Annotated in this window: 23 protein-coding genes; 15 read left to right on the forward strand and 8 right to left on the reverse strand. The window is 61.0% G+C overall.

Features of this window, described 5'->3' with window-relative positions:
• Window positions 1-34: 34 nt before the first annotated feature.
• Window positions 35-1,231 (forward strand): MFS transporter, encoded by a 1,197-nt coding sequence (locus YA0848_RS26545; RefSeq protein WP_034114969.1) that lies wholly within the window; start codon window positions 35-37, stop codon window positions 1,229-1,231.
• Here the strand turns inward: YA0848_RS26545 and arfB are convergent.
• Together arfB and YA0848_RS26555 are read right to left on the reverse strand one after the other, a co-directional pair.
• Entirely contained in the window at window positions 1,228-1,641 is a 414-nt protein-coding gene (gene arfB / locus YA0848_RS26550; protein ID WP_034114970.1) for an alternative ribosome rescue aminoacyl-tRNA hydrolase ArfB, read from the reverse strand. The two genes, YA0848_RS26545 and arfB, sit on opposite strands and share 4 nt — an antisense overlap.
• A gap of 110 nt (window positions 1,642-1,751) precedes the next feature.
• Window positions 1,752-3,173, reverse strand: a complete 1,422-nt coding sequence (locus tag YA0848_RS26555; RefSeq protein ID WP_034100097.1) for an amino acid permease — start codon at window positions 3,171-3,173, stop codon at window positions 1,752-1,754.
• A gap of 635 nt (window positions 3,174-3,808) precedes the next feature.
• On the opposite strand from YA0848_RS26555, the gene YA0848_RS26560 reads away from it, so the two are divergent.
• Complete coding sequence (locus YA0848_RS26560; RefSeq protein ID WP_034100099.1) at window positions 3,809-3,946, forward strand: hypothetical protein; 138 nt, start codon at window positions 3,809-3,811, stop codon at window positions 3,944-3,946.
• Window positions 3,947-4,019: 73 nt separating this feature from the next.
• The gene (locus YA0848_RS26565; RefSeq protein WP_169903352.1) at window positions 4,020-4,979 is read left to right on the forward strand and encodes a leucyl aminopeptidase; all 960 of its coding nucleotides are present in this window, start codon (window positions 4,020-4,022) and stop codon (window positions 4,977-4,979) included.
• A gap of 99 nt (window positions 4,980-5,078) precedes the next feature.
• On the opposite strand, the gene rluB is transcribed toward YA0848_RS26565, so the two are convergent.
• From rluB to YA0848_RS26590, 5 genes are all read right to left on the reverse strand, one after another.
• Window positions 5,079-6,287, reverse strand: a complete 1,209-nt coding sequence (gene rluB, locus YA0848_RS26570) for a 23S rRNA pseudouridine(2605) synthase RluB (protein WP_184316084.1) — start codon at window positions 6,285-6,287, stop codon at window positions 5,079-5,081.
• Window positions 6,288-6,518: 231 nt separating this feature from the next.
• Window positions 6,519-7,433 (reverse strand): SMC-Scp complex subunit ScpB, encoded by a 915-nt coding sequence (gene scpB, locus YA0848_RS26575; protein WP_034100105.1) that lies wholly within the window; start codon window positions 7,431-7,433, stop codon window positions 6,519-6,521.
• Between the two features lie 12 nt (window positions 7,434-7,445).
• Window positions 7,446-8,144, reverse strand: a complete 699-nt coding sequence (locus tag YA0848_RS26580) for a segregation and condensation protein A (RefSeq protein ID WP_164365898.1) — start codon at window positions 8,142-8,144, stop codon at window positions 7,446-7,448.
• A 120-nt stretch (window positions 8,145-8,264) separates the two neighbouring features.
• On the reverse strand, window positions 8,265-8,894 hold the full coding sequence (locus tag YA0848_RS26585; protein ID WP_034100108.1) for an L-threonylcarbamoyladenylate synthase: 630 nt from the start codon (window positions 8,892-8,894) through the stop codon (window positions 8,265-8,267).
• Between the two features lie 13 nt (window positions 8,895-8,907).
• Window positions 8,908-9,771, reverse strand: a complete 864-nt coding sequence (locus YA0848_RS26590) for a PHP domain-containing protein (protein WP_034114972.1) — start codon at window positions 9,769-9,771, stop codon at window positions 8,908-8,910.
• A gap of 87 nt (window positions 9,772-9,858) precedes the next feature.
• On the opposite strand from YA0848_RS26590, the gene YA0848_RS26595 reads away from it, so the two are divergent.
• The 7 genes from YA0848_RS26595 (at window position 9,859) to YA0848_RS26625 (ending at window position 15,358) form a co-directional block, all read left to right on the forward strand.
• Window positions 9,859-10,455 (forward strand): septation protein A, encoded by a 597-nt coding sequence (locus tag YA0848_RS26595; protein ID WP_040269290.1) that lies wholly within the window; start codon window positions 9,859-9,861, stop codon window positions 10,453-10,455.
• 1 nt (window position 10,456) lies between these two features.
• Entirely contained in the window at window positions 10,457-10,756 is a 300-nt protein-coding gene (locus tag YA0848_RS26600) for a YciI family protein (RefSeq protein ID WP_034100114.1), read from the forward strand.
• Between the two features lie 107 nt (window positions 10,757-10,863).
• On the forward strand, window positions 10,864-11,271 hold the full coding sequence (locus tag YA0848_RS26605) for a translation initiation factor 2 (protein ID WP_034100116.1): 408 nt from the start codon (window positions 10,864-10,866) through the stop codon (window positions 11,269-11,271).
• A gap of 7 nt (window positions 11,272-11,278) precedes the next feature.
• A complete protein-coding gene (locus YA0848_RS26610; RefSeq protein ID WP_034100118.1) occupies window positions 11,279-11,956 on the forward strand; it encodes a response regulator transcription factor in 678 nt (225 codons plus the stop codon).
• 135 nt (window positions 11,957-12,091) lie between these two features.
• The gene (locus YA0848_RS26615; protein WP_034100120.1) at window positions 12,092-12,556 is read left to right on the forward strand and encodes an LTXXQ domain protein; all 465 of its coding nucleotides are present in this window, start codon (window positions 12,092-12,094) and stop codon (window positions 12,554-12,556) included.
• Window positions 12,557-12,623: 67 nt separating this feature from the next.
• Window positions 12,624-13,970, forward strand: a complete 1,347-nt coding sequence (locus YA0848_RS26620; protein ID WP_034100122.1) for a sensor histidine kinase — start codon at window positions 12,624-12,626, stop codon at window positions 13,968-13,970.
• A gap of 38 nt (window positions 13,971-14,008) precedes the next feature.
• Entirely contained in the window at window positions 14,009-15,358 is a 1,350-nt protein-coding gene (locus YA0848_RS26625) for a CoA transferase (RefSeq protein ID WP_034100124.1), read from the forward strand.
• Between the two features lie 50 nt (window positions 15,359-15,408).
• Here the strand turns inward: YA0848_RS26625 and arcD (YA0848_RS26630) are convergent, their stop codons facing one another.
• The gene (arcD, locus tag YA0848_RS26630; RefSeq protein ID WP_047881991.1) at window positions 15,409-16,836 is read right to left on the reverse strand and encodes an arginine-ornithine antiporter; all 1,428 of its coding nucleotides are present in this window, start codon (window positions 16,834-16,836) and stop codon (window positions 15,409-15,411) included.
• A 445-nt stretch (window positions 16,837-17,281) separates the two neighbouring features.
• On the opposite strand from arcD (YA0848_RS26630), the gene arcD (YA0848_RS26635) reads away from it, so the two are divergent.
• From arcD (YA0848_RS26635) to YA0848_RS26655, 5 genes are all read left to right on the forward strand, one after another.
• The gene (gene arcD / locus YA0848_RS26635; RefSeq protein WP_034100127.1) at window positions 17,282-18,709 is read left to right on the forward strand and encodes an arginine-ornithine antiporter; all 1,428 of its coding nucleotides are present in this window, start codon (window positions 17,282-17,284) and stop codon (window positions 18,707-18,709) included.
• Between the two features lie 24 nt (window positions 18,710-18,733).
• Window positions 18,734-19,990, forward strand: coding sequence for an arginine deiminase (gene arcA, locus YA0848_RS26640; RefSeq protein WP_034100129.1), 1,257 nt, complete (start codon window positions 18,734-18,736; stop codon window positions 19,988-19,990).
• A gap of 69 nt (window positions 19,991-20,059) precedes the next feature.
• On the forward strand, window positions 20,060-21,070 hold the full coding sequence (locus tag YA0848_RS26645) for an ornithine carbamoyltransferase (protein ID WP_034100131.1): 1,011 nt from the start codon (window positions 20,060-20,062) through the stop codon (window positions 21,068-21,070).
• An 88-nt stretch (window positions 21,071-21,158) separates the two neighbouring features.
• Window positions 21,159-22,088 (forward strand): carbamate kinase, encoded by a 930-nt coding sequence (arcC, locus tag YA0848_RS26650; protein ID WP_034100134.1) that lies wholly within the window; start codon window positions 21,159-21,161, stop codon window positions 22,086-22,088.
• Window positions 22,089-22,106: 18 nt separating this feature from the next.
• Window positions 22,107-22,469 carry a DUF5064 family protein gene (locus tag YA0848_RS26655; protein WP_034100136.1) on the forward strand — a complete coding sequence of 121 codons (363 nt, stop codon included), beginning with the start codon at window positions 22,107-22,109 and terminating at the stop codon, window positions 22,467-22,469.
• The last annotated feature ends 19 nt before the right edge of the window (window positions 22,470-22,488 follow it).

Raw genomic sequence — 22,488 nt, forward strand, 5'->3', positions numbered from 1 at the left:
CTATCTTTACCTGCTGCGAATGTGGACCCTTCCCATGCCCGATACCCAGCGCCCCATGGCGGTCACGCTGCAAGTTGTTTCCATCGTCTTATTCACCTTTATCGGTTACCTGAATATCGGCATTCCCCTGGCCGTATTGCCAGGCTATGTGCACAGCGAACTGGGGTTTGGCGCGGTGATCGCCGGGCTGGTGATCAGCGTGCAATACCTGGCCACATTGCTGAGCCGCCCGTACGCCGGGCGCATCATCGATAACCTGGGCAGCAAGCGCGCCGTGCTGATCGGCCTGACGGGCTGCGGCCTGAGCGGTGTGTTCATGCTACTGGCGGCGTGGTTTTCCAGCCTGCCGGCGCTGAGCCTGGGCAGCCTGCTGATTGGCCGCCTGGTGCTGGGCAGCGCTGAGAGCCTGGTGGGTTCGGGCGCCATCGGTTGGGGCATCGGCCGCGTAGGCGCGGCCAACACCGCCAAAGTCATCTCGTGGAACGGTATCGCCAGCTATGGCGCGCTGGCCGTCGGCGCGCCGTTGGGGGTGCTGCTGGTCAGCCATCTGGGGCTGTGGAGCATGGGGGTGAGCATCATCCTGCTGGCCGCCGTGGGGCTGTTGCTGGCGTGGAACAAAGTCGCGGCGCCGATTGTGAGCGGTGTGCGTCTGCCATTTATGAATGTGTTGGGGCGCGTGCTGCCTCACGGCTGCGCGCTGGCCCTGGGCTCTATCGGCTTTGGCACTATCGCCACGTTCATCACCTTGTATTACACCACCCAGCACTGGGATAACGCGGTGTGGGCCTTGAGCCTGTTCGGTGCCAGCTTTATCGGGGCGCGCCTGTTGTTTGGCAACCTGATCAACCGCATCGGCGGCTTTCGCGTAGCAATCGCCTGCCTGTCGGTGGAGATCCTCGGTCTACTGTTGCTGTGGCTGGCCCCGGACGCCAACCTGGCCCTGGCGGGTGCGGCGTTGAGCGGCTTCGGGTTTTCCCTGGTGTTTCCGGCGCTGGGGGTGGAGGCGGTCAACCTGGTGCCGGCCTCCAGCCGTGGTTCGGCGGTGGGGGCTTATTCGTTGTTCATCGACTTATCATTGGGCGTCACCGGCCCGCTGGCCGGCGCCGTGGCGGCGGGCTTCGGCTTTGCCTCGATCTTTCTGTTCGCCGCCCTCGCCGCCCTCGGTGGCTTGCTGCTAAGCCTGTACTTGTACCGTCAGGCGCCCAAAGCCCGCGAAGCACGCGACGCCTAGAAATCGACCTTGCCGCGCCCGGCCTTGATGCTGCCGCGCTTGGTCTTGGATTCCAGGCGACGCTTCTTCGAACCCAGGGTCGGCTTGGTCGGGCGACGCTTCTTCTCCACCTTGGTGGCGCTCTGGATCAATTCCACCAGCCGCGCCAGCGCATCGGCGCGATTCTGCTCTTGGGTCCGATACGACTGAGCCTTGAGCACCAGCACACCGTCGCTGGTGATGCGACTGTCACGCAGCGCCAGCAGCCGCTCTTTGTAGAACTCCGGCAGCGACGACGCAGGGATATCGAATCGCAGGTGCACCGCGCTCGACACCTTATTGACGTTCTGCCCGCCAGCACCCTGGGCGCGGATGGCAGTCAACTCGATTTCGGCATCGGGCAGATGGACGTTGTTGGAAATCACCAGCATGGGCAATGGCTTCCTCTGGGGGGCGGCCAAGGATACGCGAATGCGCTCAGCCTATGCCCTAAAACGACAAACCCGGCGCGTGGCCGGGTTTGCTCGACTGCAGAAAATCCTTACTTCAGCGCAGACGCGACCAAGTCCAGACGCTGCTGCGCACTGCGTTTGTTCTTGATCCAATAACACACGGCCATAAATGCCACCCACACCGGGATCGCATACACCGACACCTGGATGCCCGGAATCATCAGCATGACCACCAGGATAAACACCACGAACGCCAGGCAGATGTAATTACCGTACGGGTACCATAGCGCCTTGAACAACGGCACCTGGCCGGTGCGGTTCATGTGTTGGCGGAATTTGAAGTGGGAAAAGCTGATCATCGCCCAGTTGATCACCAGCGTGGCCACCACCAACGACATCAACAGTTCCAACGCGTGCTGCGGGATCAGGTAGTTCATCAGCACCGCCACCAGGGTGATCGCCGCCGAGGCGAGGATCGAACGTACCGGCACGCCGCGCTTATCGATCTTGGCCAGCGCCCGCGGGGCATCGCCCTGTTCGGCCATGCCCAGCAGCATGCGGCTGTTGCAGTACGTGCCGCTGTTGTACACCGACAGCGCCGCCGTCAACACCACGAAGTTGAGGATGTGTGCCGCGGTGTTGCTGCCCAGCATCGAGAACACCTGCACGAACGGGCTACCGCTGTAGGCATCGCCGGACGCGTTGAGGGTCGTCAATAGGCTGTCCCAGGGCGTCAGCGACAACAGCACCACCAGGGCGCCGATGTAGAAAATCAGGATGCGGTAGATCACCTGATTGATCGCCTTGGGGATCACGGTACGCGGCTGATCGGCTTCGGCAGCGGTAAAACCGAGCATTTCCAGGCCGCCAAACGAGAACATGATGATCGCCATGGCCATCACCAAGCCGCCGACACCGTGGGGGAAGAAGCCGCCGTGGTCCCACAGGTTGCTCACCGACGCCTGCGGGCCGCCGCTGCCGCTGACCAACAAGTAGCTGCCCAGGGCAATCATGCCGACAATCGCCACCACTTTGATGATGGCAAACCAGAACTCGGCTTCGCCGAACACTTTGACGTTGGCCAGGTTGATCACATTGATCAGCACGAAGAAGGCCGCCGCAGAGACCCAGGTCGGGATCTCCGGCCACCAGTAGTGCACGTACTTGCCGACAGCCGTCAGCTCCGACATGCCAACCAGAATGTACAGAATCCAGCAGTTCCAGCCCGACAGGAAGCCGGCGAAACCGCCCCAGTACTTGTGAGCAAAATGACTGAAGGAACCGGCAACCGGCTCTTCGACGATCATTTCGCCAAGCTGGCGCATGATCATGAAGGCAATGAAGCCGCAGATGGCATAACCCAGGATCATCGACGGGCCGGCGGACTTGAGCACGCCGGCCGAGCCCAGGAACAAGCCGGTGCCGATGGCGCCACCGAGGGCGATCAACTGGATATGACGGTTTTTCAGGCCACGTTTCAGTTCGCCTGAAGAGGAATCGGGTCCACTCATGGAAAGGGTCTCACGCAAGGTTTGATGATGTTGAATGCACGTTGCTGTCTTGAATCTCTGCTCAAGCAGCGCCGCTCAAACCCCAGCGCAGGCACCAGGAATACAGCGTCTTTCTAAGGGTCATGCGTCACCTGTTTGTTTTTATCTGTGACGAAATCGAACCCGTCCGGCTCGTGGCCGGGCGGAGTGATCGGGGTGGCTAACCCCAGGTTTTGGCCTTTTGCGCAGGTACGCAAAGGGGGGTCACAGTAAAACGCGCGCATTGTACACCGCTCGACAGCCTGGGGCGGCCATTGCAGCGGGCGTGCGACGATCTGTCAGGCATTCCTTACAGCGCCGAATAACTCAATAATGCCGCGAACAAGTCGTAAATTAATCGTTACAGCGCGGAAAATCCTCGTTACAGCTGTAACTCACGGGAAAATTGACGCTCAGAAATTTCCTTCATGATGGCCATCCCCAGTGTCTTGAATTTCCTCGGAAAAAAATTCGCACAAAAAATCAGAACAAAAAATCCAAATGAGACCGTGTCAATAAAAATTTTGCATTCTGAAACCCCCTCACCTAGGTTTCCCACTTGCCCAGCGAGACCGCTGGCAAGTCGTTCTCAAACAACGTCCTCTAGGAGATACACCATGCAAGTACTGGAAAACGACCTGGAAACCGAACTGCAACTCGACGATTGGTTTGAAGCGCCGACCCATGAGGCCGCCGTAGAAATGATGCAAGCCGATGCCGTTGTGCCGTTTGGCACCGCGATGTGGCCTTTCTAACCCACGACAGGCATCCAGCGGGTGCTGTGCACGGCGCCCGCTCCCTTACCCAAGACACACAAGGACATCCGTCATGGACAAGGCCCGCGCCGTCGAACATTTCCTCTACTACCTGGCTCATCATCCGGCCCTCAACGGCCTGAGCTGCCCGACCGTGCTACTGGGCCATACCGAGCGCTACGACGCTATCGCCCGCGCCATTACCCAAGGCAGCGCCGGTCGCTTCAATTTCCAAGTACAGCGCCTGGACCTGACCGCCAGCGATGCCATGGCCCAGACCATCGAAGCCTGCGACCTGTACCTGTTCCTCTACGATTCCTCCACGCTGCCCAACCCACGCGCCGAAGGCCCGGACTTTATCCGCGCCCTGCAAGCGGTGATGGCCGAACACTGGAAGAAGTCCCTGCTGTTCAAGGATTACGGCGACTATTTTTACGATACGTTCAGCGTCGAGCCACAACGCATCGCCGACCTCAACGCCACGCTGATCCGACGCATGGGCCAGGCCACGGTGCTGAGCTTCACCGACAAGCACGGCTCACGCCTTCAGGCGCCCCTGAGCAGCATCAAGAAGTGGACGAATATCAACGGCGTCGGCAACCACGACCTGGCTCCCGGCGAGATCGCCACCCACAGTGAAGCGATTAGTGGTCAGGTGCGGTTTGTCGGCACATTCCTCAGCACCATCCCCTTCGCGCGTAAATACGGCGTGCTGCAATCACCGCTGGAGCTGTGGATCGAGAATTCGACCATCTGCAGCGTGGCCAGCGACGTGCCGGGGCTGGCCGATGACTTCAACAAATACCTCAACGCCAACCCGTCCAACCGCCGTGTGGAGGAACTGGGCATCGGCACCAATGAAGGGGTCAAGGATTTATACGCACGCAATGCCGGCTTCGAGGAGCGTCATTGCGGTTTGCATCTAGGCTTGGGGGGCGGGCAGAAAGGCAGTCATCACCTGGACTTGATCTTTGCCAGTGGGGTGTTGGCGTTGGATGACAAGCCCGTGTTCGATGGCAGGTTTGCGTTCTAGCGCCAGCTACCAGTCGCAAGCCACAAACAAAAAAAAGCGCCAACCCGTGAGGGCTAGCGCTTTTTCTTACAGCTTGCAGCTAAAAACTTACCACTGCTCTTAAGGCTTCTTGCGACCAAACCCTGGACGCTGACCGGAACCGGCTGGAGCGCCACGGCGCTTGCCCGATGGCTCGTCCGCGACCAGTTTCGGGCCAGGGCGTTTGTTCGCCGCCGGCTTGGCTGGGCGCTTGGTGCTGGCGCTGTCGGCCGGGCGATCGGCTTCACCCCGGTTGCTGCGGCCACCGATCGGTGCAGGTCGCGGAGCGCGTGGCGCACGTTCGCCTTCCTGACGCGACGGCGCGGTCGGGCGACGCTCGCCTTCGATGTGCGGTTCGCGGGAGATACGCCCGCCAGTCGCAGGTGCATTCAGGGCCGGGCGCAGGGTGCGGGCAACGCGTTCGGTACGGGCTACCGGGCGCGACGATTTACGCTGCATCCGCTCAAGCTTGTCTTTGCTCTTGGCGTTCATCTGCGGCATCGCCACCGGGGTCAGGCCCACTTCGGCACTGAGGATGTCGACTTCGTACTGGCTCATTTCGCGCCAGCGCCCCATCGGCAGGTCGGAATTCAGGAACACCGGGCCGAAACGCACGCGCTTGAGGCGGCTGACCACCAGGCCCTGGGATTCCCACAGACGGCGCACTTCACGGTTACGGCCTTCCATCACCACGCAGTGGTACCAGTGGTTGAAGCCTTCGCCACCCGGTGCCTGCTTGATGTCGGTGAACTTGGCGGGGCCGTCTTCCAGCACCACACCGGCCTTGAGGCGTTCGATCATCTCGTCGTCGACTTCGCCACGTACACGCACGGCGTATTCGCGGTCCATCTCGTAGGACGGGTGCATCAGACGGTTGGCCAGCTCGCCGTCGGTGGTGAACATCAGCAGGCCGGTGGTGTTGATGTCGAGACGACCGATATTGATCCAGCGGCCTTCTTTCGGCTTAGGCATCTTGTCGAACACGGTCGGACGGCCTTCCGGGTCGTCACGGGTGCAAATTTCGCCATCGGGCTTGTTGTACATGATCACGCGGCGCACCGATTCGGCGGCCTCTTCGCGCTTGATGACCTTGCCATCGATGGTGATTGCATCATGCAGATCGACGCGCTGGCCAAGGGTGGCTTCCACGCCATTGACCTTGATGCGCTTCTGGGTGATCCAGGCTTCGACGTCGCGGCGCGAGCCCACGCCGATACGCGCCAGCACCTTTTGCAGCTTTTCGCCTGCTGGGCCGATTTCCTGGCTGTCGTTCTGGTCTTTATCGTTCATCTTAAGCACCTCCCGGTGGGTCGATTCAGGCGTGGCCTGAAGAGTGTTGAAAGCGGGGCTTTGGCCGAATAGCTCGGCAAAGGGTCGCGAATCATACGCGCATGGCGCGCGTTGCGCATCAGAGAGTAGTCGATAAGCGCCAGGTCATTGATTTTTCCGCCGACCGGTGATGCCCAAAGCACCGCTGAACCCTTGTGGAAGGGGGCAAGCCCCCTCCTACATTGGACTGCGTCAGTCTTCGAACTGGCGGCGTTCGTTCTCGATGGCTTCGGCCAGGGCCCGGGCTTCGTCTTCTTCGTCGCTCAAGGGCGGTTGTTCAAGGGCGGCGACGGCGGCCAGGAGTTTTTCGCGGGCTTCGGCAACGCCGAGGATATCGTCCTCAGGTTCAGGTTCGACCTCCACGCTGACCGGGGCTTCGGGCTCGGCCTCACCATCGCGCAGCAAGTCATCGAAGTCGGTCTTGATGCCCTGCTCCATGTCGTCCAGTTCCAGCAACAGGGTGTGGAAACTGGTCTCGTCCTTCGGCTCCTCCGGCTCGGCGCTGGCGTCCGCCAGTTCCTGCAACCCCGTCGGAACCGGCGCGTCGTCGAAATCGAGTACCGGTTCGGCCTCCATTTCGCGCAATTCGGCGAGTGGCGGCAGGTCGTCGAGGTTTTTCAGGTTGAAGTGGTCGAGGAACACTTTGGTGGTGGCGAACATCGCCGGTTTGCCCGGCACGTCGCGGTAGCCGACGATGCGAATCCACTCACGCTCCAGCAGCGTCTTGACGATATGGCTGTTGACCGCCACGCCACGCACATCCTCGATCTCGCCCCGGGTGATCGGCTGGCGATAGGCAATCAATGCCATGGTCTCCAGCATCGCCCGCGAATAGCGCTGCGGACGTTCTTCCCACAAACGCCCCACCCAAGGGGAAAATTTCTCACGGATCTGCAAGCGATAACCCGACGCTACTTCGCGCAGTTCAAAGGCACGGCCGTCGCAGGATTTACGCAGGATCTCCAGGGCCTTCTTGAACACCGGCGGCTCGGGACGCTCGGCCTCTTCAAACAGCTCAAACAGGCGCTCCAGGGACTGCGGCTTACCCGAGGCCAGAAGAAAAGCCTCCAGCAAGGGGGCCAGTTCGCGAGGTTCAGTCAGATTCATGGTGTCAGCTCTTTATTCGGCTCGCGCCCGCACGTGGATAGCCGCAAAAGGCTCATTCTGGACCAGCTCGACCAAGGATTCCTTGACCAGTTCGAGGATCGCCATAAACGTCACCACCACACCCAGGCGCCCTTCTTCGGCGGTAAACAGCTCGACAAACGGCACAAACCCGCCGCCCTTGAGGCGCTCCAGCACATCGCTCATGCGCTCGCGGGTGGACAGCGCTTCGCGGCTGACCTGGTGGCTTTCAAACATATCGCCCCGGCGCAGCACCTCGGCCATGGACATCAGCAATTCTTCCAGGCTCACGTCCGGCAGCAACTTGCGCGCGCGGGCCTCGGGGGCGTCGAGCTTGGGCACCACCACATCACGACCGACGCGGCTCAAGCCGTCGATGCCCTCGGCGGCGGCCTTGAAGCGCTCGTACTCCTGCAGGCGTCGGATCAGTTCGGCGCGCGGGTCATCCTCTTCGGCCTCCACCGTCTCCGAGCGCGGCAACAGCATGCGCGATTTGATCTCGGCGAGCATGGCCGCCATCACCAGATACTCGGCGGCCAGCTCCAGACGCACCGACTGCATCAGCTCGACATAGCCCATGTACTGGCGGGTGATTTCCGCCACGGGGATGTCGAGGATATTGATGTTCTGTTTACGGATCAGGTACAGCAGCAAGTCCAGCGGGCCTTCGAATGCTTCCAGGAACACTTCCAGCGCATCCGGCGGGATGTACAGGTCCAGCGGCATTTCCATGACCGCCTGGCCGTAGACCATGGCGAACGGCAGTTCCTGCTGGGCGCCTGCCTGGGGATCGACGGATTCCACAGCCGACATTCAGGCCTCGGCCATAAAGGGCGCGGGGTCGCCGCAACCGACGCGGATCACTTCCGGCTCGCCATCGGCCAGATTGATCACGGTGGACGCCTTGGCGCCGCCGAAACCGCCGTCGATGATCAGGTCCACCTGTTTTTCCAAGAGCTGACGCATCTCGTACGGATCTTCCAGCGGCTCGGTCTCGCCGGGCATGATCAGCGACACACTCATCAGGGGCTCACCCAGCTCGGCCAACAGCGCCAGGGCAATCGGATGCTCCGGCACGCGCAGGCCGATGGTGCGCTTCTTGGGGTGCAGCAGCAGGCGCGGCACTTCGCGGGTGGCGTTGAGAATAAAGGTGTAAGGCCCCGGCGTGTGGGCCTTGAGCAGGCGGAAGGTGCCGGTATCGACCTTGGCGAACAGCCCCAATTGGGACAAGTCGCTGCAGATCAGCGCAAAGTTGTGTTTGTCGTCCAACTGACGCAAACGTCTGACCCGTTCGACCGCGCCTTTATCGCCGATCTGACAACCGATGGCGTAGGACGAATCGGTGGGGTAGATGACCACGCCGCCGGCGCGAATAATCTCCACGGCCTGTTTAATCAGGCGTGGCTGGGGGTTTTCAGGATGAATCTGGAAGAATTGACTCACGTGCTCTACCTGTTCAGACGGTGGCAATAATGGGGTCATGCTTGAATCGCCCCCACAAGAGCGGCAAATCTTCCGGGACCGGACGATACTCGCCGATCTCGGACCAGCCGCCTGGGCCATGAAAGTCACTGCCGGCACTGACCAGCAGACCAAATTCGCGGGCAAGAATCGCCAGACTGCCAACCTGCTCGGCGGGTTGATGCCCGTTGACCACTTCGATAGCGTGGCCTCCCGCTCCAATATAGTCGCCGATCAGCTTGCGACGTTTGCTGCGGGTGAAATCGTAATGCCAGGGATGCGCCAGGCTGACCCAGGCCCCGGAGGCCCGCAGGGTCTCGACGGTGTCCTCCAGGCTCGGCCAGTGTTGCTTGACGTCACCCAGCTTGCCGGCGCCCAGCCATTTGCGAAAAGCTTCGGCACGGTCCCGCACGAATCCTTGGCGCACCATCCAGTCGGCAAAATGCGGACGGGCTGGCGCGTTGCCGCTGTCGCCCAGTTCCTGCTGGATAGCCCGCGCGCCGTCGAGGGCGTTGGGCATGCCTTTAAGGCCAAGCTTGCGGCTTATTTCTTCGGACCGCAGCCAACGCCCATCGTGCAAATCGGCGATGGCCCGGACCAGCGGCGCGGCATTCTGGTCGAAACCGTAGCCCAGTACATGAATAGTGGCGCCGCCCCAGGTGCAGGACAACTCCACACCGTTGACCAGCTGCATGCCCAGGGCCTGGGCCGCCGCGCGGGCTTCGTCCAGGCCTTCTAGGGTGTCGTGGTCGGTCAACGCCAGGACTCGCACGCCGTGTTCAAACGCTCGCGCAACCAGTGCCGCGGGCGCCAGGGCGCCGTCGGAGGCTGTGCTGTGGCAGTGCAAATCAACATTCACGGGGGGTTGTAACCTCAAGTCAGCTGGCGCTTTCGCTACCAAGGATGTTTGTTATTATGCCGACACATCCAGCTTCTGGCTCTTACTGTGAAACAATTCATCGACTTCATCCCGCTGTTGCTGTTTTTCATCGTTTACAAACTCGACCCCAGGGTCATCGATATCGCCGGCCATGAGCTGACCGTCGGAGGCATCTACAGCGCCACCGCAGTGCTGATCATCAGCTCTATCGTGGTCTATGGCGCCCTCTTCATCTCCCAGCGCAAACTGGAAAAAAGCCAATGGCTGACCCTGGTCGCGTGCCTGGTCTTCGGCAGCCTGACCCTGGCCTTCCACAGCGAAACCTTCCTTAAATGGAAAGCCCCGGTGGTGAACTGGCTGTTCGCCCTGGCATTCATCGGTAGCCATTTCATCGGTGATCGCCTGTTGATCAAGCGGATCATGGGCCATGCGCTGACTTTGCCGGAGCCGGTCTGGACCCGCTTGAACGTGGCGTGGATCGCGTTTTTTATCTTTTGCGGGGCCGCCAACCTGTTTGTGGCCTTTACCTTTCAAGACTACTGGGTCGACTTCAAAGTGTTCGGTAGCCTGGGCATGACCGTGTTGTTCCTGATCGGTCAAGGTATCTACCTGTCGCGCCACCTGCATGACACCGACCCCACCACGCCGAAGACCGAGGACTGACATGCTCTACGCCATCATTGCCACCGATGTTGCCCACTCCCTGGATAAGCGCATGTCCGTGCGCCCGGCGCACGTCGAACGCCTCAAGCAGCTGCAGGCCGAAGGCCGCATCGTGCTGGCCGGGCCGCACCCTGCCGTCGAGAGCGATGACCCGGGCGAGGCTGGTTTCACCGGCAGCCTGATCGTCGCCGAATTTCCATCTTTGGCTGAAGCCAAAGCCTGGGCCGACGCCGATCCGTACGTGGCAGCAGGCGTCTACGCCAACGTGGTGATCAAACCGTTCAAGCAAGTCCTGCCTTAACCCGCAGGCGTGCCGAACCTATTGCGTTCGGCACACTCCTAATGGCTCATTATTCCCGGTAACCTGCCGACAACCTTCTGAATATTCGTGTGGAATCAGGAGTTCCGATGCGCTTACGTCAGTTGTGTCTGTTGGCAGTGTTAATGATCGGGGCTACGGCCCACGCTGAAGAACCCTCGAACACCGGCAGCTCCACGCCCCTGTCCTTGAGTGCCGGCGCCCAGATCACCGAGTTGCAGCAACGCTTGAAAGACAGCGAACGGCAACGTGAAGAACTGAGCAAGCAACTGCAAAGCGCGGATGCGACCCGCGAGAGCGCCCAATTGAGTCGCCTTCGCCAAGAGAACCAACGCCTGGCCCAGCAACTCAAAGACGCACAGGGCGGCGGCTTGACCCGATGGCTGACCGAGCAACAGCAGTGGTTCGTCACCGGTGGCGCCGTTGCTTTGATTGCCCTGTTGTGTGGGATCTTCGCCAGCGGGGGGCACCGTCGCCGTCGACAATGGCTAAATTGAGTGAGTCATGAGCGAGCTGTTACTGATAGATGATGACCAGGAGCTCTGCGAGCTGCTGACCAGTTGGTTGAGCCAGGAAGGTTTCCAGGTGCGTGCCTGTCACGATGGCCTGAGTGCGCGCAAGGCCCTGGCCGACAGTGCCCCCGCCGCCGTGGTGCTGGACGTGATGCTGCCCGACGGCAGCGGCCTGGAGTTACTCAAGCAGTTACGCACCGACCACCCGGAATTGCCCGTGCTGATGCTCTCGGCGCGCGGCGAACCGCTGGATCGCATCCTCGGCCTGGAGCTGGGCGCTGACGATTACCTGGCCAAACCTTGCGATCCTCGGGAATTGACCGCACGCCTGCGCGCCGTGCTGCGCCGTAGTCACCCGACGGCCGTATCGACCCAGCTCGAACTGGGAGATCTGTGTTTCAGCCCGGTGCGCGGCGTGGTCAGCATCGATGAACAGGAATTCGCCCTTACTGTCTCCGAAAGCCGCCTGCTCGAAGCCCTGCTGCGTCAGCCCGGCGAGCCACTGGACAAACAGGAACTGGCGCAAATCGCCCTGGGTCGCAAGCTGACCCTATACGACCGTAGCTTGGATATGCACGTCAGCAACCTGCGCAAAAAGATCGGCCCCCACCCCGATGGCCGGCCCCGGATCGTGGCGCTGCGTAGTCGTGGCTATTACTACAGCCTCTGACCTGGCTGCCGGGTTTTGTCAGCGCCGGACAAAACCCTCTTTACCGAAGCTTTACTCACACCTGACCGCCGCTGACCTTGATCTGCGTAACCTACTCACATCCGGACTCACCGGAATAGAGACAGGAGAATCACCATGCGCAAGACCCTTATCGCTTTGATGTTCGCCGCAGCCCTGCCCACCGTCGCCATGGCCATGCCAGAAGGCCCGACCCCAGGCCCAATGGGCGGCCCTGAAGGCCATATGATGGGTGGCCCAGGTCACGGCGAACACGGTCCGCGCGGCAAAGGCGGCCCGTTCAGCCAACTGGACCTGAGCAAAGAACAGCGCGAGCAGATCGGCAAACTAATGGGCGACCAATGGCACGCTCGCAAGGATCTGGTCAAAAAGTACCTGGACAAACTGCCGCCTGCCGAGCAGAAAGCCATGCAGGATGAAATCGCCGCCGGCCGCCAGAAAACCCAGGCGGATATCCGCGCAGTACTTAAGCCGGACCAGCAGAAGAAGTACGACGAGATCGTCAAGAAGCAAGCCGAGCGTCGTGCCGAGTGGCAGCAGTTCCAGGCGTGGAAAGCCCAACAGCCGCAAAAAGCGCAATAATGCGTCCGCGTTAATCCCCCAGCCCAGTGGCCAACGCCACTGGGCTTTTCCTGTTTGAGGGTGTCCTGTGCGTTCATTGTTCTGGCGAATCCTGGCAAGTTTCTGGCTAGCCATCGCCCTGGTTGCCGGCTTGTCGATCCTGCTGGGGCATATGCTCAATCAAGATGCGTGGATTCTGAGTCGCCATCCCGGCCTGAGTAACCTGGCTCAAGAGTGGACCCAACTCTACGAAGCCCAGGGCGAGGACGCGGCTCAAGACTTGCTGCAACAGCGCAAGCGTCAGTACCACATTGACGTCCAAGTGCTGAATGAAAGCGGTGAACCTGTGGTGCGCGGCACCTTCCCACGCCGTGCGGCCGCGTTTGAAGCGCGCCAGAACGACAACAAGGACAGCCACCTGCCCTGGCGCCGACTGACCGCCGAATACACCAGCGAAAAAACCGGCGACACCTACCTGCTGATCTATCGTATCCCCCACCCGGAACTCGATGCCTGGCACCGCAGCAGCCTGGCCTGGCCCTTGAGCGCGCTGGCTATCGCCCTGGTGGTGCTGACGCTGTTCAGCCTGTTCGTCACCTTGTCCATCACCCGCCCGCTCAGCCGCCTGCGCGGCGCAGTGCATGACCTGGGCCAGGCCACCTACCAGCAGAACAGTCTGGCGCGCCTGGCCAATCGGCGTGACGAGTTCGGCGTACTGGCTACCGACTTCAACCGCATGGGCGCCCGCCTGCAAAGCTTGATCGGCAGCCAGCGCCAGTTGCTGCGCGACGTGTCCCACGAACTGCGCTCGCCTCTGGCGCGTCTGCGCATCGCTCTAGCCCTGGCCGAACGCGCCAGCCCCGATGAACGGGAACGACTCTGGCCACGCCTGACCCGCGAATGCGACCGTCTGGAGGCGCTGATCAGCGAGATCTTGGTACTGGCCCGCGTTGACGCCGACAACGCCAGCGCTGAGGAGGTGGACCTCAACCCCTTGCTCAAAACCTTGCAAAAAGACGCCCAGCTCAGCGCGCCGGACCAAGTGGTGCACCTGAGCGCCGACACCGACCTGCACCTCAAGGGCTGGCCGACCATGATCGAACGGGCGGTGGATAACCTGCTGCGCAATGCCCAGCGCTTCAACCCACCGGGCCAGCCCATCGAGTTGCAAGCCCAGCGTCAGGGTGAACGCATTGTGATCAGCGTGCGCGACCACGGCCCCGGCGTCGATGCCGAACACTTGAGCCAACTGGGCGAGCCGTTTTACCGCGCGCCGGGCCAGACCGCCCAAGGTCACGGCCTGGGCCTGGCGATTGCCCGGCGCGCAGCGGAACGCCACGGCGGCAGCCTAAGCCTGGCCAACCATCCAAGTGGCGGTTTCATCGCCAGCCTCGACCTGCCGTTGCAACCCGGGGTTGTCACTCCCGCCGGCTGATCTTCTATAGTGGCTCTTCTCAAAAAGGAGGGCCTTTGATGACTGATCTGCTGACTCCCATCCAAGCCGCACTCGATCTGCCGCAAACACCGCTGCCTCTGACGGGTGCCGGCGCCCTGCCCTCGGCCTTTGCCGTGACCGATCTGGCCTGCGCCAGCATCGGCGCCGCCGGCCAGGCCGTGGCTGAGCTGATCCGGCAACAGACCGAACGCTTGCCCGCTGTCAGCGTGGACCGACGTTTGGCGTCCTGGTGGTTCTCCTCCTCGATCCGCCCGCTGGGCTGGCAAGTGCCGCCGCTGTGGGACCCGGTAGCCGGCGACTACGCCAGCGCCGACGGCTGGATTCGCCTGCACACCAACGCCCCCCATCACCGCGCCGCCGCCGAGCAGGTGCTGGGTAAAGTCCGTGATCGCACAGAGATGGCCAACAAAGTCGCGGCGTGGAAGGCCGCCGATCTGGAACAGGCGGTTGTGGAGGCCGGCGGTTGTGCCGCGCAGATGCGTGCTTGGCCGGCCTGGCAGCAACATCCCCAAGGCCTGGCAGTGAATGCCGAGGCCCTCGTGCAGCGCCAGACCTTCACAACCACCATCAATAAACCCTGGACTGGCTCGGTGGCACGGCCACTGGCCGGGCTCAGGGTGCTGGACCTGACCCGCGTGCTGGCTGGCCCCGTGGCCAGTCGTTTTCTGGCCGGGCTGGGCGCGGATGTGCTGCGCATCGACTCGCCGACCTGGGACGAGCCGGGTGTGGTGCCGGAAATGACCCTGGGCAAGCGTTGCGCTCGGCTGGATTTGAAAACCCACGAAGGCCGGCAGCGGTTCGAAGCCTTGCTCAAGGACGCCGACCTCCTGTTCCACGGTTATCGCGCCGACGCCCTTGAACACTTGGGCTATAACGCCGAAGGCTTGCAACGCATCGCCCCCGGTCTGATCGACGTCAGCCTCAATGCCTACGGCTGGAGCGGCCCATGGCGCAACCGCAGAGGGTTCGACAGCCTGGTGCAAATGAGCAGCGGCATCGCCGAGGCGGGCATGGCCTGGCAGCAGGCCGACAAACCGGTGCCGCTTCCCTTGCAGGCGCTGGACCATGCCACCGGTTACCTGATGGCCGCCAGCGCGCTACAAGCCTTGAGCGAACGCTTGAAGTCCGGCCGGGGTGGATCGGCGCGCTTGTCCCTGGCGCGCACGGCGAAACTGTTGGTAGACGCCGGGCAGGCGCCGCAGCAACCGGCGCTGAGGCCCGAGGAGCCTGACGATCAAGGGCTGCTGGTTGAACAAACCGCCTGGGGCCCGGCGCATCGGCTGCTGCCCCCCGTCAGCATCAACGGCACACCGTTGCAGTGGGATCTGCCGGCCGGAGAACTGGGTTCACATCGGCCACAGTGGTGATCGTCTGCCCTTGTTGAGATGCCGATAGGGCTGCGCCGCGCTGCTCACTGTCACAACGACAGTACCCCGCTGTATAACCCATAGGCTGCCAGCCCCGCGCCGGCAATCACGCAGCTGAAAATGCCTTTTTCCACATGGGTGAACAACGGCAGGCCCTGTTCGCGCTTGGCCAGGGCGAACAGGATCACACCCGGCGCATACAGCAGCGCCGATAAGAGCAAGTACTTCAACCCGCCGGCGTACAGCAGCCACACCGCGTAGCCGAGGGCGACCAGGCCGATAAGCAAGTCTTTGAGACGCTGGCGGTGGGCGCCTTCGTAGGTCTCGCCGCGCCCGCTCAACAACACCGCATACGCCGCCGACCACAGGTAAGGCACCAGAATCATCGACGACGCCAAGTAGATCAGCTTGGTGTAGGTGCTGTGGGAAAACAGGGTGATCACCAGGAACGCCTGGATCATCAGATTGGTCAGCCACAGCGCGTTGACCGGCACCTGGTTGGCGTTTTCCTTTTTCAGGAAGGCCGGCATGGTCTTGTCATGGGCGGTGGCGTAGAGAATTTCCGCGCACAACAAGGCCCACGACAGCAACGCACCGAGCAGCGACACCGCCAGCCCGACGCTGATCAACAGCGCCCCCCACGGCCCGACGATACGCTCGAGTACGCCGGCCAGCGATGGGTTTTGCAGCCCCGCCAACTCCGGCCGGCTCATGACCCCCAAGGACAACACATTCACCAGCACCAGCAACGCCAACACGCCGAGAAAGCCGATCACCGTGGCCCGGCCGACGTCTGAGCGCTTCTCGGCTCGCGCTGAATACACGCTGGCGCCTTCGATGCCGATAAACACAAACACGGTGACCAGCATCATGTTGCGCACCTGCTCCACCACCCCGCCGATCTGCGGGTTGCCCAGGCCCCAGATATCCCGGGTGAACACGTCGGCCTTGAATGCCAGGGCGGCAATCACGATAAACATCAGCAGCGGTACGATTTTCGCGACGGTGGTGACCTGGTTGATAAACGCCGCCTCCTTGATCCCACGCAGCACCAGAAAATGCACAGCCCACAGCAACAACGAGGCACAGCCGATGGCCACCGGGGTATTGCCCTGGCCAAAGACCGGGAAAAAGTAACCGAGGGTGCTGAACAGCAGCACGAAGTAACCGACGTTGCCCAGCCACGCACTGATCCAGTAACCCCAGGCCGACGAAAAGCCCATGTAATCGCCAAACCCGGCCTTGGCGTAGGCATACACCCCGGAATCCAACTCGGGTTTACGATTGGCCAGGGTCTGGAACACAAAGGCCAGAGTCAGCATGCCTACGGCAGTGATCGCCCAACCGATCAATACGGCGCCGACTTCGGCGCGTGCGGCCATGTTCTGGGGCAACGAGAAAATCCCCCCACCGATCATAGACCCCACCACCAAAGCGATCAGGCCACTGAGGCGAAGCTTCTGGGTTGTTTGAGACATGAGTACTCCTGACTGAAACCACTTGAGCCAACAACTGTGCACTCAACTTATTTAATCGTTCGAGTGTAGCGCTTATTACCGAGCGTAATTTAACCGCCATGCTCATAACGCAAAGGCATGACAGTTAATAGAGTTTAGGCTTATTTAGAATTTAAATACGACTGGGCACACCAAGTATTGCTCGCTAGTTCGCAGGCGGCTCTGAAAAAGTTTGCACATTCAGGAATCCGGTCTAGCTTCAAACGTTCATATATCGCAACAAATGATTAACCACACGTACAAAGCGCTCTAGAAAGCGCTTTTGCGGGGCAAGCCAAGGTTCATCGGTTTGCCTTTAAGTCATTAATTCACAATGGAATGTGCCAATGAAGTGATCTGAGTCAGCTGTTTGATTAGCGCACGGATTTATTCTGTGGTCTCTCTTCTCCTGCATTGGAGTTATGCAATGTCTGAATCTCCCGGAAAACTTCGATTAGGCGCCTTGGTTGCACTTGTCGTCGGCTCGATGATCGGCGGCGGCATTTTCTCATTACCGCAAAACATGGCCGCCAGCGCCGATGTCGGTGCGGTATTGATCGGTTGGGTCATTACGGCCATCGGCATGCTGACCCTCGCGTTCGTGTTCCAGACCCTGGCCAACCGCAAGCCCGACCTTGACGGCGGTGTGTACGCCTACGCCAAGGCCGGTTTCGGCGACTACATGGGTTTCTCCTCAGCCTGGGGTTACTGGATCAGTGCGTGGCTGGGCAACGTCGGTTACTTCGTGCTGCTGTTCAGCACCCTCGGTTACTTCTTTCCGATCTTTGGCGAAGGCAACACCCCGGCTGCGGTAATCGGCGCCTCGGTGCTGTTGTGGGCCGTGCACTTTCTGGTGCTGCGCGGCATCAAGGAAGCGGCGTTCATCAACCTGGTGACCACCGTCGCCAAGGTGGTGCCGCTGGTGCTGTTCGTGTTGATAGCCCTGTTCGCGTTCAAGCTGGACATCTTCACCGCTGACATCTGGGGCGTGAAAAACCCGGACCTGGGCAGCGTGATGAACCAAGTGCGCAATATGATGCTGGTCACCGTATGGGTGTTCATCGGCATCGAAGGCGCAAGCATCTTCTCGGCCCGTGCGGAAAAACGCACCGATGTGGGCAAGGCCACAGTGATCGGGTTTATCACCGTGCTGCTGTTCCTGATGCTGGTCAACGTGTTGTCCCTGGGCATCATGACCCAACCGGAACTGGCCAAGTTGCAGAACCCATCGATGGCTGCCGTGCTGGAGCACGTGGTGGGCCACTGGGGCGCGGTGTTGATCAGTGTCGGCTTGATCATCTCGCTGTTGGGGGCCTTGCTGTCGTGGGTGCTGCTGTGTGCGGAGATCATGTTCGCCGCCGCCAAGGACCACACCATGCCGGAGTTCCTGCGCAAGGAAAACGCCAACCACGTACCGGCCAACGCCCTGTGGCTGACCAACGCGATGGTGCAACTGTTCTTGATCATCACCTTGTTCTCGGCCAGTACTTACCTATCGCTGATCTACCTCGCCACCTCGATGATTCTGGTGCCCTACCTGTGGTCGGCCGCTTATGCCCTGCTGCTGGCGGTGCGCGGCGAAACTTACGAAAACGCCCTGGCCGAGCGCAAGAAAGACCTGTTTATCGGTGCCATCGCGCTGATCTACGCGATCTGGCTGCTCTACGCCGGCGGTACCAAATACCTGCTGCTGTCCGCCCTGCTCTATGCACCCGGCGCGATTCTGTTCGCCAAGGCCAAGCATGAACTGGGCAAACCGATTTTCACCAACGTCGAGAAGCTGATTTTCGCCGCGGTAGTCATTGGCGCCCTGGTGGCGGCCTATGGACTCTACGACGGCTTCCTGACCTTGTAATTGTTGTTCATTGGAGGATCTGAAATGACCACGGAAAAAGTGAAGTACGGCGTCCACTCCGAAGCCGGCAAACTGCGCAAAGTCATGGTGTGCTCCCCAGGTTTGGCCCACCAGCGGCTGACCCCCAACAACTGCGATGAACTGCTGTTCGATGACGTGCTGTGGGTGGCCCAGGCCAAGCGCGACCACTTCGATTTCGTCACCAAGATGCGCGAGCGGGACATTGATGTGCTGGAAATGCACAACCTGCTGACCGATATCGTCGCGATGCCCGAAGCGCTGGACTGGATCCTGTCGCGCAAAATCACCGCCAACACGGTCGGCCTGGGCCTGGTCGAAGAGGTCAATTCCTGGCTGCGCAGCCTGGAGCCGCGCAAGATCGCCGAATTCCTGATCGGCGGCGTGTCCGCCGATGACCTGCCAAGCAGTTTCGGCGGCCGAACCATCGAGATGTTCCGCGACTTCCTCGGCCATTCCAGCTTCATTCTGCCGCCGCTGCCCAACACCCAGTTCACCCGCGACACCACTTGCTGGATCTACGGCGGCGTGACGCTCAACCCAATGTACTGGCCGGCGCGACGCCAGGAAACCTTGCTGACCAGCGCCATCTACAAATTCCATCCCGAGTTCACCAACGCCGACTTCCAGATCTGGTACGGCGACCCCGACCAGGAACACGGCGCCGCCACGTTGGAAGGCGGTGACGTGATGCCAATCGGCAACGGCGTGGTGTTGATCGGCATGGGCGAGCGTTCGTCCCACCAGGCCATCGGCCAACTGGCGCGCAACCTGTTCAAAAACAAAGCGGTGGAACGGGTGATCGTGGCCGGCCTGCCGAAGTCCCGCGCCGCAATGCACCTGGACACTGTGTTCAGCTTCTGCGACCGCGACCTGGTCACCATTTTCCCCGAAGTGGTCAACCAGATCGTGCCGTTCACCCTGCGCCCCGACGAGAGCAAGCCCCACGGCATCGATATCCAACGGGAAACAACCAACTTCGTCGACACCGTGGCCGCGGCGCTCAACCTCAAGGCCCTGCGCGTGGTCGAGACCGGCGGTAACAGCTTCGCCGCCGAGCGCGAGCAGTGGGACGACGGCAACAACGTGGTGGCCGTGGAGCCGGGCGTGGTGATCGGCTACGACCGCAACACCTACACCAACACCCTGCTGCGCAAGGCCGGCGTGGAAGTCATCACCATCAGCGCCGGTGAACTGGGCCGCGGCCGTGGCGGCGGCCACTGCATGACCTGCCCGATCATCCGCGACCCAATCGACTACTAATTTTCAAGCCATGGCCGCCGCTCATAAGGCGTCGGCCATGGGGATAACCTAAACAGAAGGAGATCCATCATGGCTTTCAATATGCGCAACCGCAGTCTGCTGTCGCTGATGCACCACACCACCCGTGAGCTGCATTACTTGCTGGACCTGTCCCGCGACCTCAAACGCGCCAAGTACACCGGCACCGAGCGTCCGCACCTGCAAGGCAAGAACATTGCGCTGATTTTCGAAAAAACCTCCACCCGTACCCGCTGCGCGTTCGAAGTGGCGGCCCATGATCAGGGCGCCCACGTCACCTACATCGACCCGGTCTCGTCGCAGATCGGCCACAAAGAAAGCATGAAAGACACCGCGCGCGTGCTCGGCCGCATGTTCGACGCCATTGAGTACCGTGGCTTCGAACAGGAAATCGTCGAAGAGCTGGCCAAGTTCGCCGGCGTGCCGGTATTCAACGGCCTTACCGCCGAGTTCCACCCTACCCAGATGATCGCCGACACCCTGACCATGCGCGAACACAGCGACAAACCGCTGCATGACATCAGCTATGCCTACCTGGGCGACGCGCGTTACAACATGGGCAACTCGTTGCTGATGATCGGCGCCAAGCTCGGCATGGATGTGCGCATCGGCGCACCGAAGGCCCTGTGGCCGCATGAAGATTTCATCAAGCAGTGCCAGGCTTTCGCTGAAGAAAGTGGCGCTCGCATCACCATCACCGAAGACCCCAAAGAAGCCGTGAAAGGCGTGGACTTCATCCACACCGATATCTGGGTATCCATGGGCGAACCGGTGGAGGCTTGGGATGAGCGCATCGAGCAACTGCTGCCGTACCAGGTCAACGCCCAGATGATGAAAGCCTCGGGCAACCCTCGGGTGAAGTTCATGCACTGCCTGCCGGCGTTCCACAACAGCGAAACCAAGGTCGGCAAAGATATCGCCGCGCGCTACCCGAACCTGGCCAATGGTGTGGAGGTGACCGAAGAGGTGTTCGAGTCGCCGGCCAACATTGCCTTTGAGCAGGCGGAAAACCGCATGCACACCATCAAGGCGATTCTGGTATCGGCGCTGGCGGATATCTAAAGGCTACACGGGTTAAGTGTGGAGGGGCTTGCCCCCTCCCACATTTGGTCCTGTGTTCGCATCATCGAACTCTAGAAGGACATTCTTTATGCGCATCGTCGTAGCCCTGGGCGGCAACGCCCTGCTCCGCCGTGGTGAACCCATGACCGCGGACAACCAACGCGCCAACATCCGCATCGCCACCGAACAGATCGCCAAGATCCACCCTGGCAACGAACTGGTAATCGCCCACGGCAATGGTCCGCAGGTCGGCCTGTTGTCATTGCAGGCGGCCGCCTACACCAGCGTCTCGCCCTACCCGCTGGACGTGCTGGGCGCCGAGACCGAAGGCATGATCGGCTACATCATCGAACAGGAACTAGGCAACCTGCTGGACTTTGAAGTGCCGTTCGCCACATTGCTCACCCAAGTGGAAGTGGACGCCAACGACCCGGCGTTCAAGCACCCCACCAAGCCCATCGGCCCGGTGTACTCCAAGGACGAAGCGGAAAAACTCGCCGCTGAAAAAGGCTGGGCGATTGCACCGGACGGCGATAAATACCGCCGCGTAGTCGCCAGCCCACGGCCCAAACGCATCTTTGAAATTCGCCCGATCAAGTGGTTGTTGGAAAAAAGCGCCATCGTGATCTGCGCCGGCGGCGGCGGCATCCCAACGATGTATGGCGAAGACGGCAAGCTCAAGGGCATTGAAGCCGTGATCGACAAAGACCTGTGCTCGTCGCTGCTGGCCTCGCAACTGGACGCCGACTTGTTGGTGATCGCCACCGACGTCAACGCAGCCTTCATCGACTATGGCAAACCCACGCAAAAGGCCATCGGCCAGGCCCATCCCGACGACATGGAAAAACTCGGCTTCGCCGCCGGCTCCATGGGGCCCAAGGTTCAGGCCGCCTGCGAGTTCGCCCGCCGCACTGGCAAAACCGCCGTGATCGGTTCACTCTCGGACATCGAAGCGATCGTCCAGGGCACCGCCGGCACACGCATCAGCACGGCAACACCTGGCATCACCTATCTGTGAAGTAGAGGAGATTCGCCTATGGCCACCTTTGAATCCGGTCACTTGCATATCGAGCGACATGCGCTGAACAAGGACGACTACAGCTACAACCTCTGTATCGACTATCAGGTTGAGCAGGACCCGAAGGAAGGCAAGGGCATGCAGTTCACGATTCATGGCTCGGTACAGGGCAATGAACTCAAGGAGACGTTCTTCCTGCCCAAGGACCAGGCATTCGACTTTGCCCGTCATGCGATGAATATCGCGCAGAAATACGGCATGCCCAAGGTAGCGGTATTGAACGGCTCGATGCACAAACAGTACGACCTGATGTTCGAGGATGTGCGGCACCAGCTGGATGTGAAATCGGGCGACCCGGTCAAACCCGAACACCTGGCATAATCCGGTCACACGGACGCAC

Source organism: Pseudomonas sp. S4_EA_1b (assembly GCF_016307435.1).
In the GTDB taxonomy this organism is placed as follows: Bacteria; Pseudomonadota; Gammaproteobacteria; order Pseudomonadales; family Pseudomonadaceae; genus Aquipseudomonas; species Aquipseudomonas rhodesiae.

Excerpts from the sequence above, each read along its gene's own strand:
- YA0848_RS26545 (WP_034114969.1), top strand. The coding sequence starts at position 35 with ATGCCCGATACCCAGCGCCCCATGGCGGTCACGCTGCAAGTTGTTTCC.
- arfB (WP_034114970.1), bottom strand. The coding sequence starts at position 1,641 with ATGCTGGTGATTTCCAACAACGTCCATCTGCCCGATGCCGAAATCGAG.
- YA0848_RS26555 (WP_034100097.1), bottom strand. The coding sequence starts at position 3,173 with ATGAGTGGACCCGATTCCTCTTCAGGCGAACTGAAACGTGGCCTGAAA.
- YA0848_RS26560 (WP_034100099.1), top strand. The coding sequence starts at position 3,809 with ATGCAAGTACTGGAAAACGACCTGGAAACCGAACTGCAACTCGACGAT.
- YA0848_RS26565 (WP_169903352.1), top strand. The coding sequence starts at position 4,020 with ATGGACAAGGCCCGCGCCGTCGAACATTTCCTCTACTACCTGGCTCAT.
- rluB (WP_184316084.1), bottom strand. The coding sequence starts at position 6,287 with ATGAACGATAAAGACCAGAACGACAGCCAGGAAATCGGCCCAGCAGGC.
- scpB (WP_034100105.1), bottom strand. The coding sequence starts at position 7,433 with ATGAATCTGACTGAACCTCGCGAACTGGCCCCCTTGCTGGAGGCTTTT.
- YA0848_RS26600 (WP_034100114.1), top strand. The coding sequence starts at position 10,457 with ATGCTCTACGCCATCATTGCCACCGATGTTGCCCACTCCCTGGATAAG.
- YA0848_RS26605 (WP_034100116.1), top strand. The coding sequence starts at position 10,864 with ATGCGCTTACGTCAGTTGTGTCTGTTGGCAGTGTTAATGATCGGGGCT.
- YA0848_RS26610 (WP_034100118.1), top strand. The coding sequence starts at position 11,279 with ATGAGCGAGCTGTTACTGATAGATGATGACCAGGAGCTCTGCGAGCTG.
- YA0848_RS26615 (WP_034100120.1), top strand. The coding sequence starts at position 12,092 with ATGCGCAAGACCCTTATCGCTTTGATGTTCGCCGCAGCCCTGCCCACC.
- YA0848_RS26625 (WP_034100124.1), top strand. The coding sequence starts at position 14,009 with ATGACTGATCTGCTGACTCCCATCCAAGCCGCACTCGATCTGCCGCAA.
- arcD (WP_047881991.1), bottom strand. The coding sequence starts at position 16,836 with ATGTCTCAAACAACCCAGAAGCTTCGCCTCAGTGGCCTGATCGCTTTG.
- arcD (WP_034100127.1), top strand. The coding sequence starts at position 17,282 with ATGTCTGAATCTCCCGGAAAACTTCGATTAGGCGCCTTGGTTGCACTT.
- arcA (WP_034100129.1), top strand. The coding sequence starts at position 18,734 with ATGACCACGGAAAAAGTGAAGTACGGCGTCCACTCCGAAGCCGGCAAA.
- YA0848_RS26645 (WP_034100131.1), top strand. The coding sequence starts at position 20,060 with ATGGCTTTCAATATGCGCAACCGCAGTCTGCTGTCGCTGATGCACCAC.
- arcC (WP_034100134.1), top strand. The coding sequence starts at position 21,159 with ATGCGCATCGTCGTAGCCCTGGGCGGCAACGCCCTGCTCCGCCGTGGT.
- YA0848_RS26655 (WP_034100136.1), top strand. The coding sequence starts at position 22,107 with ATGGCCACCTTTGAATCCGGTCACTTGCATATCGAGCGACATGCGCTG.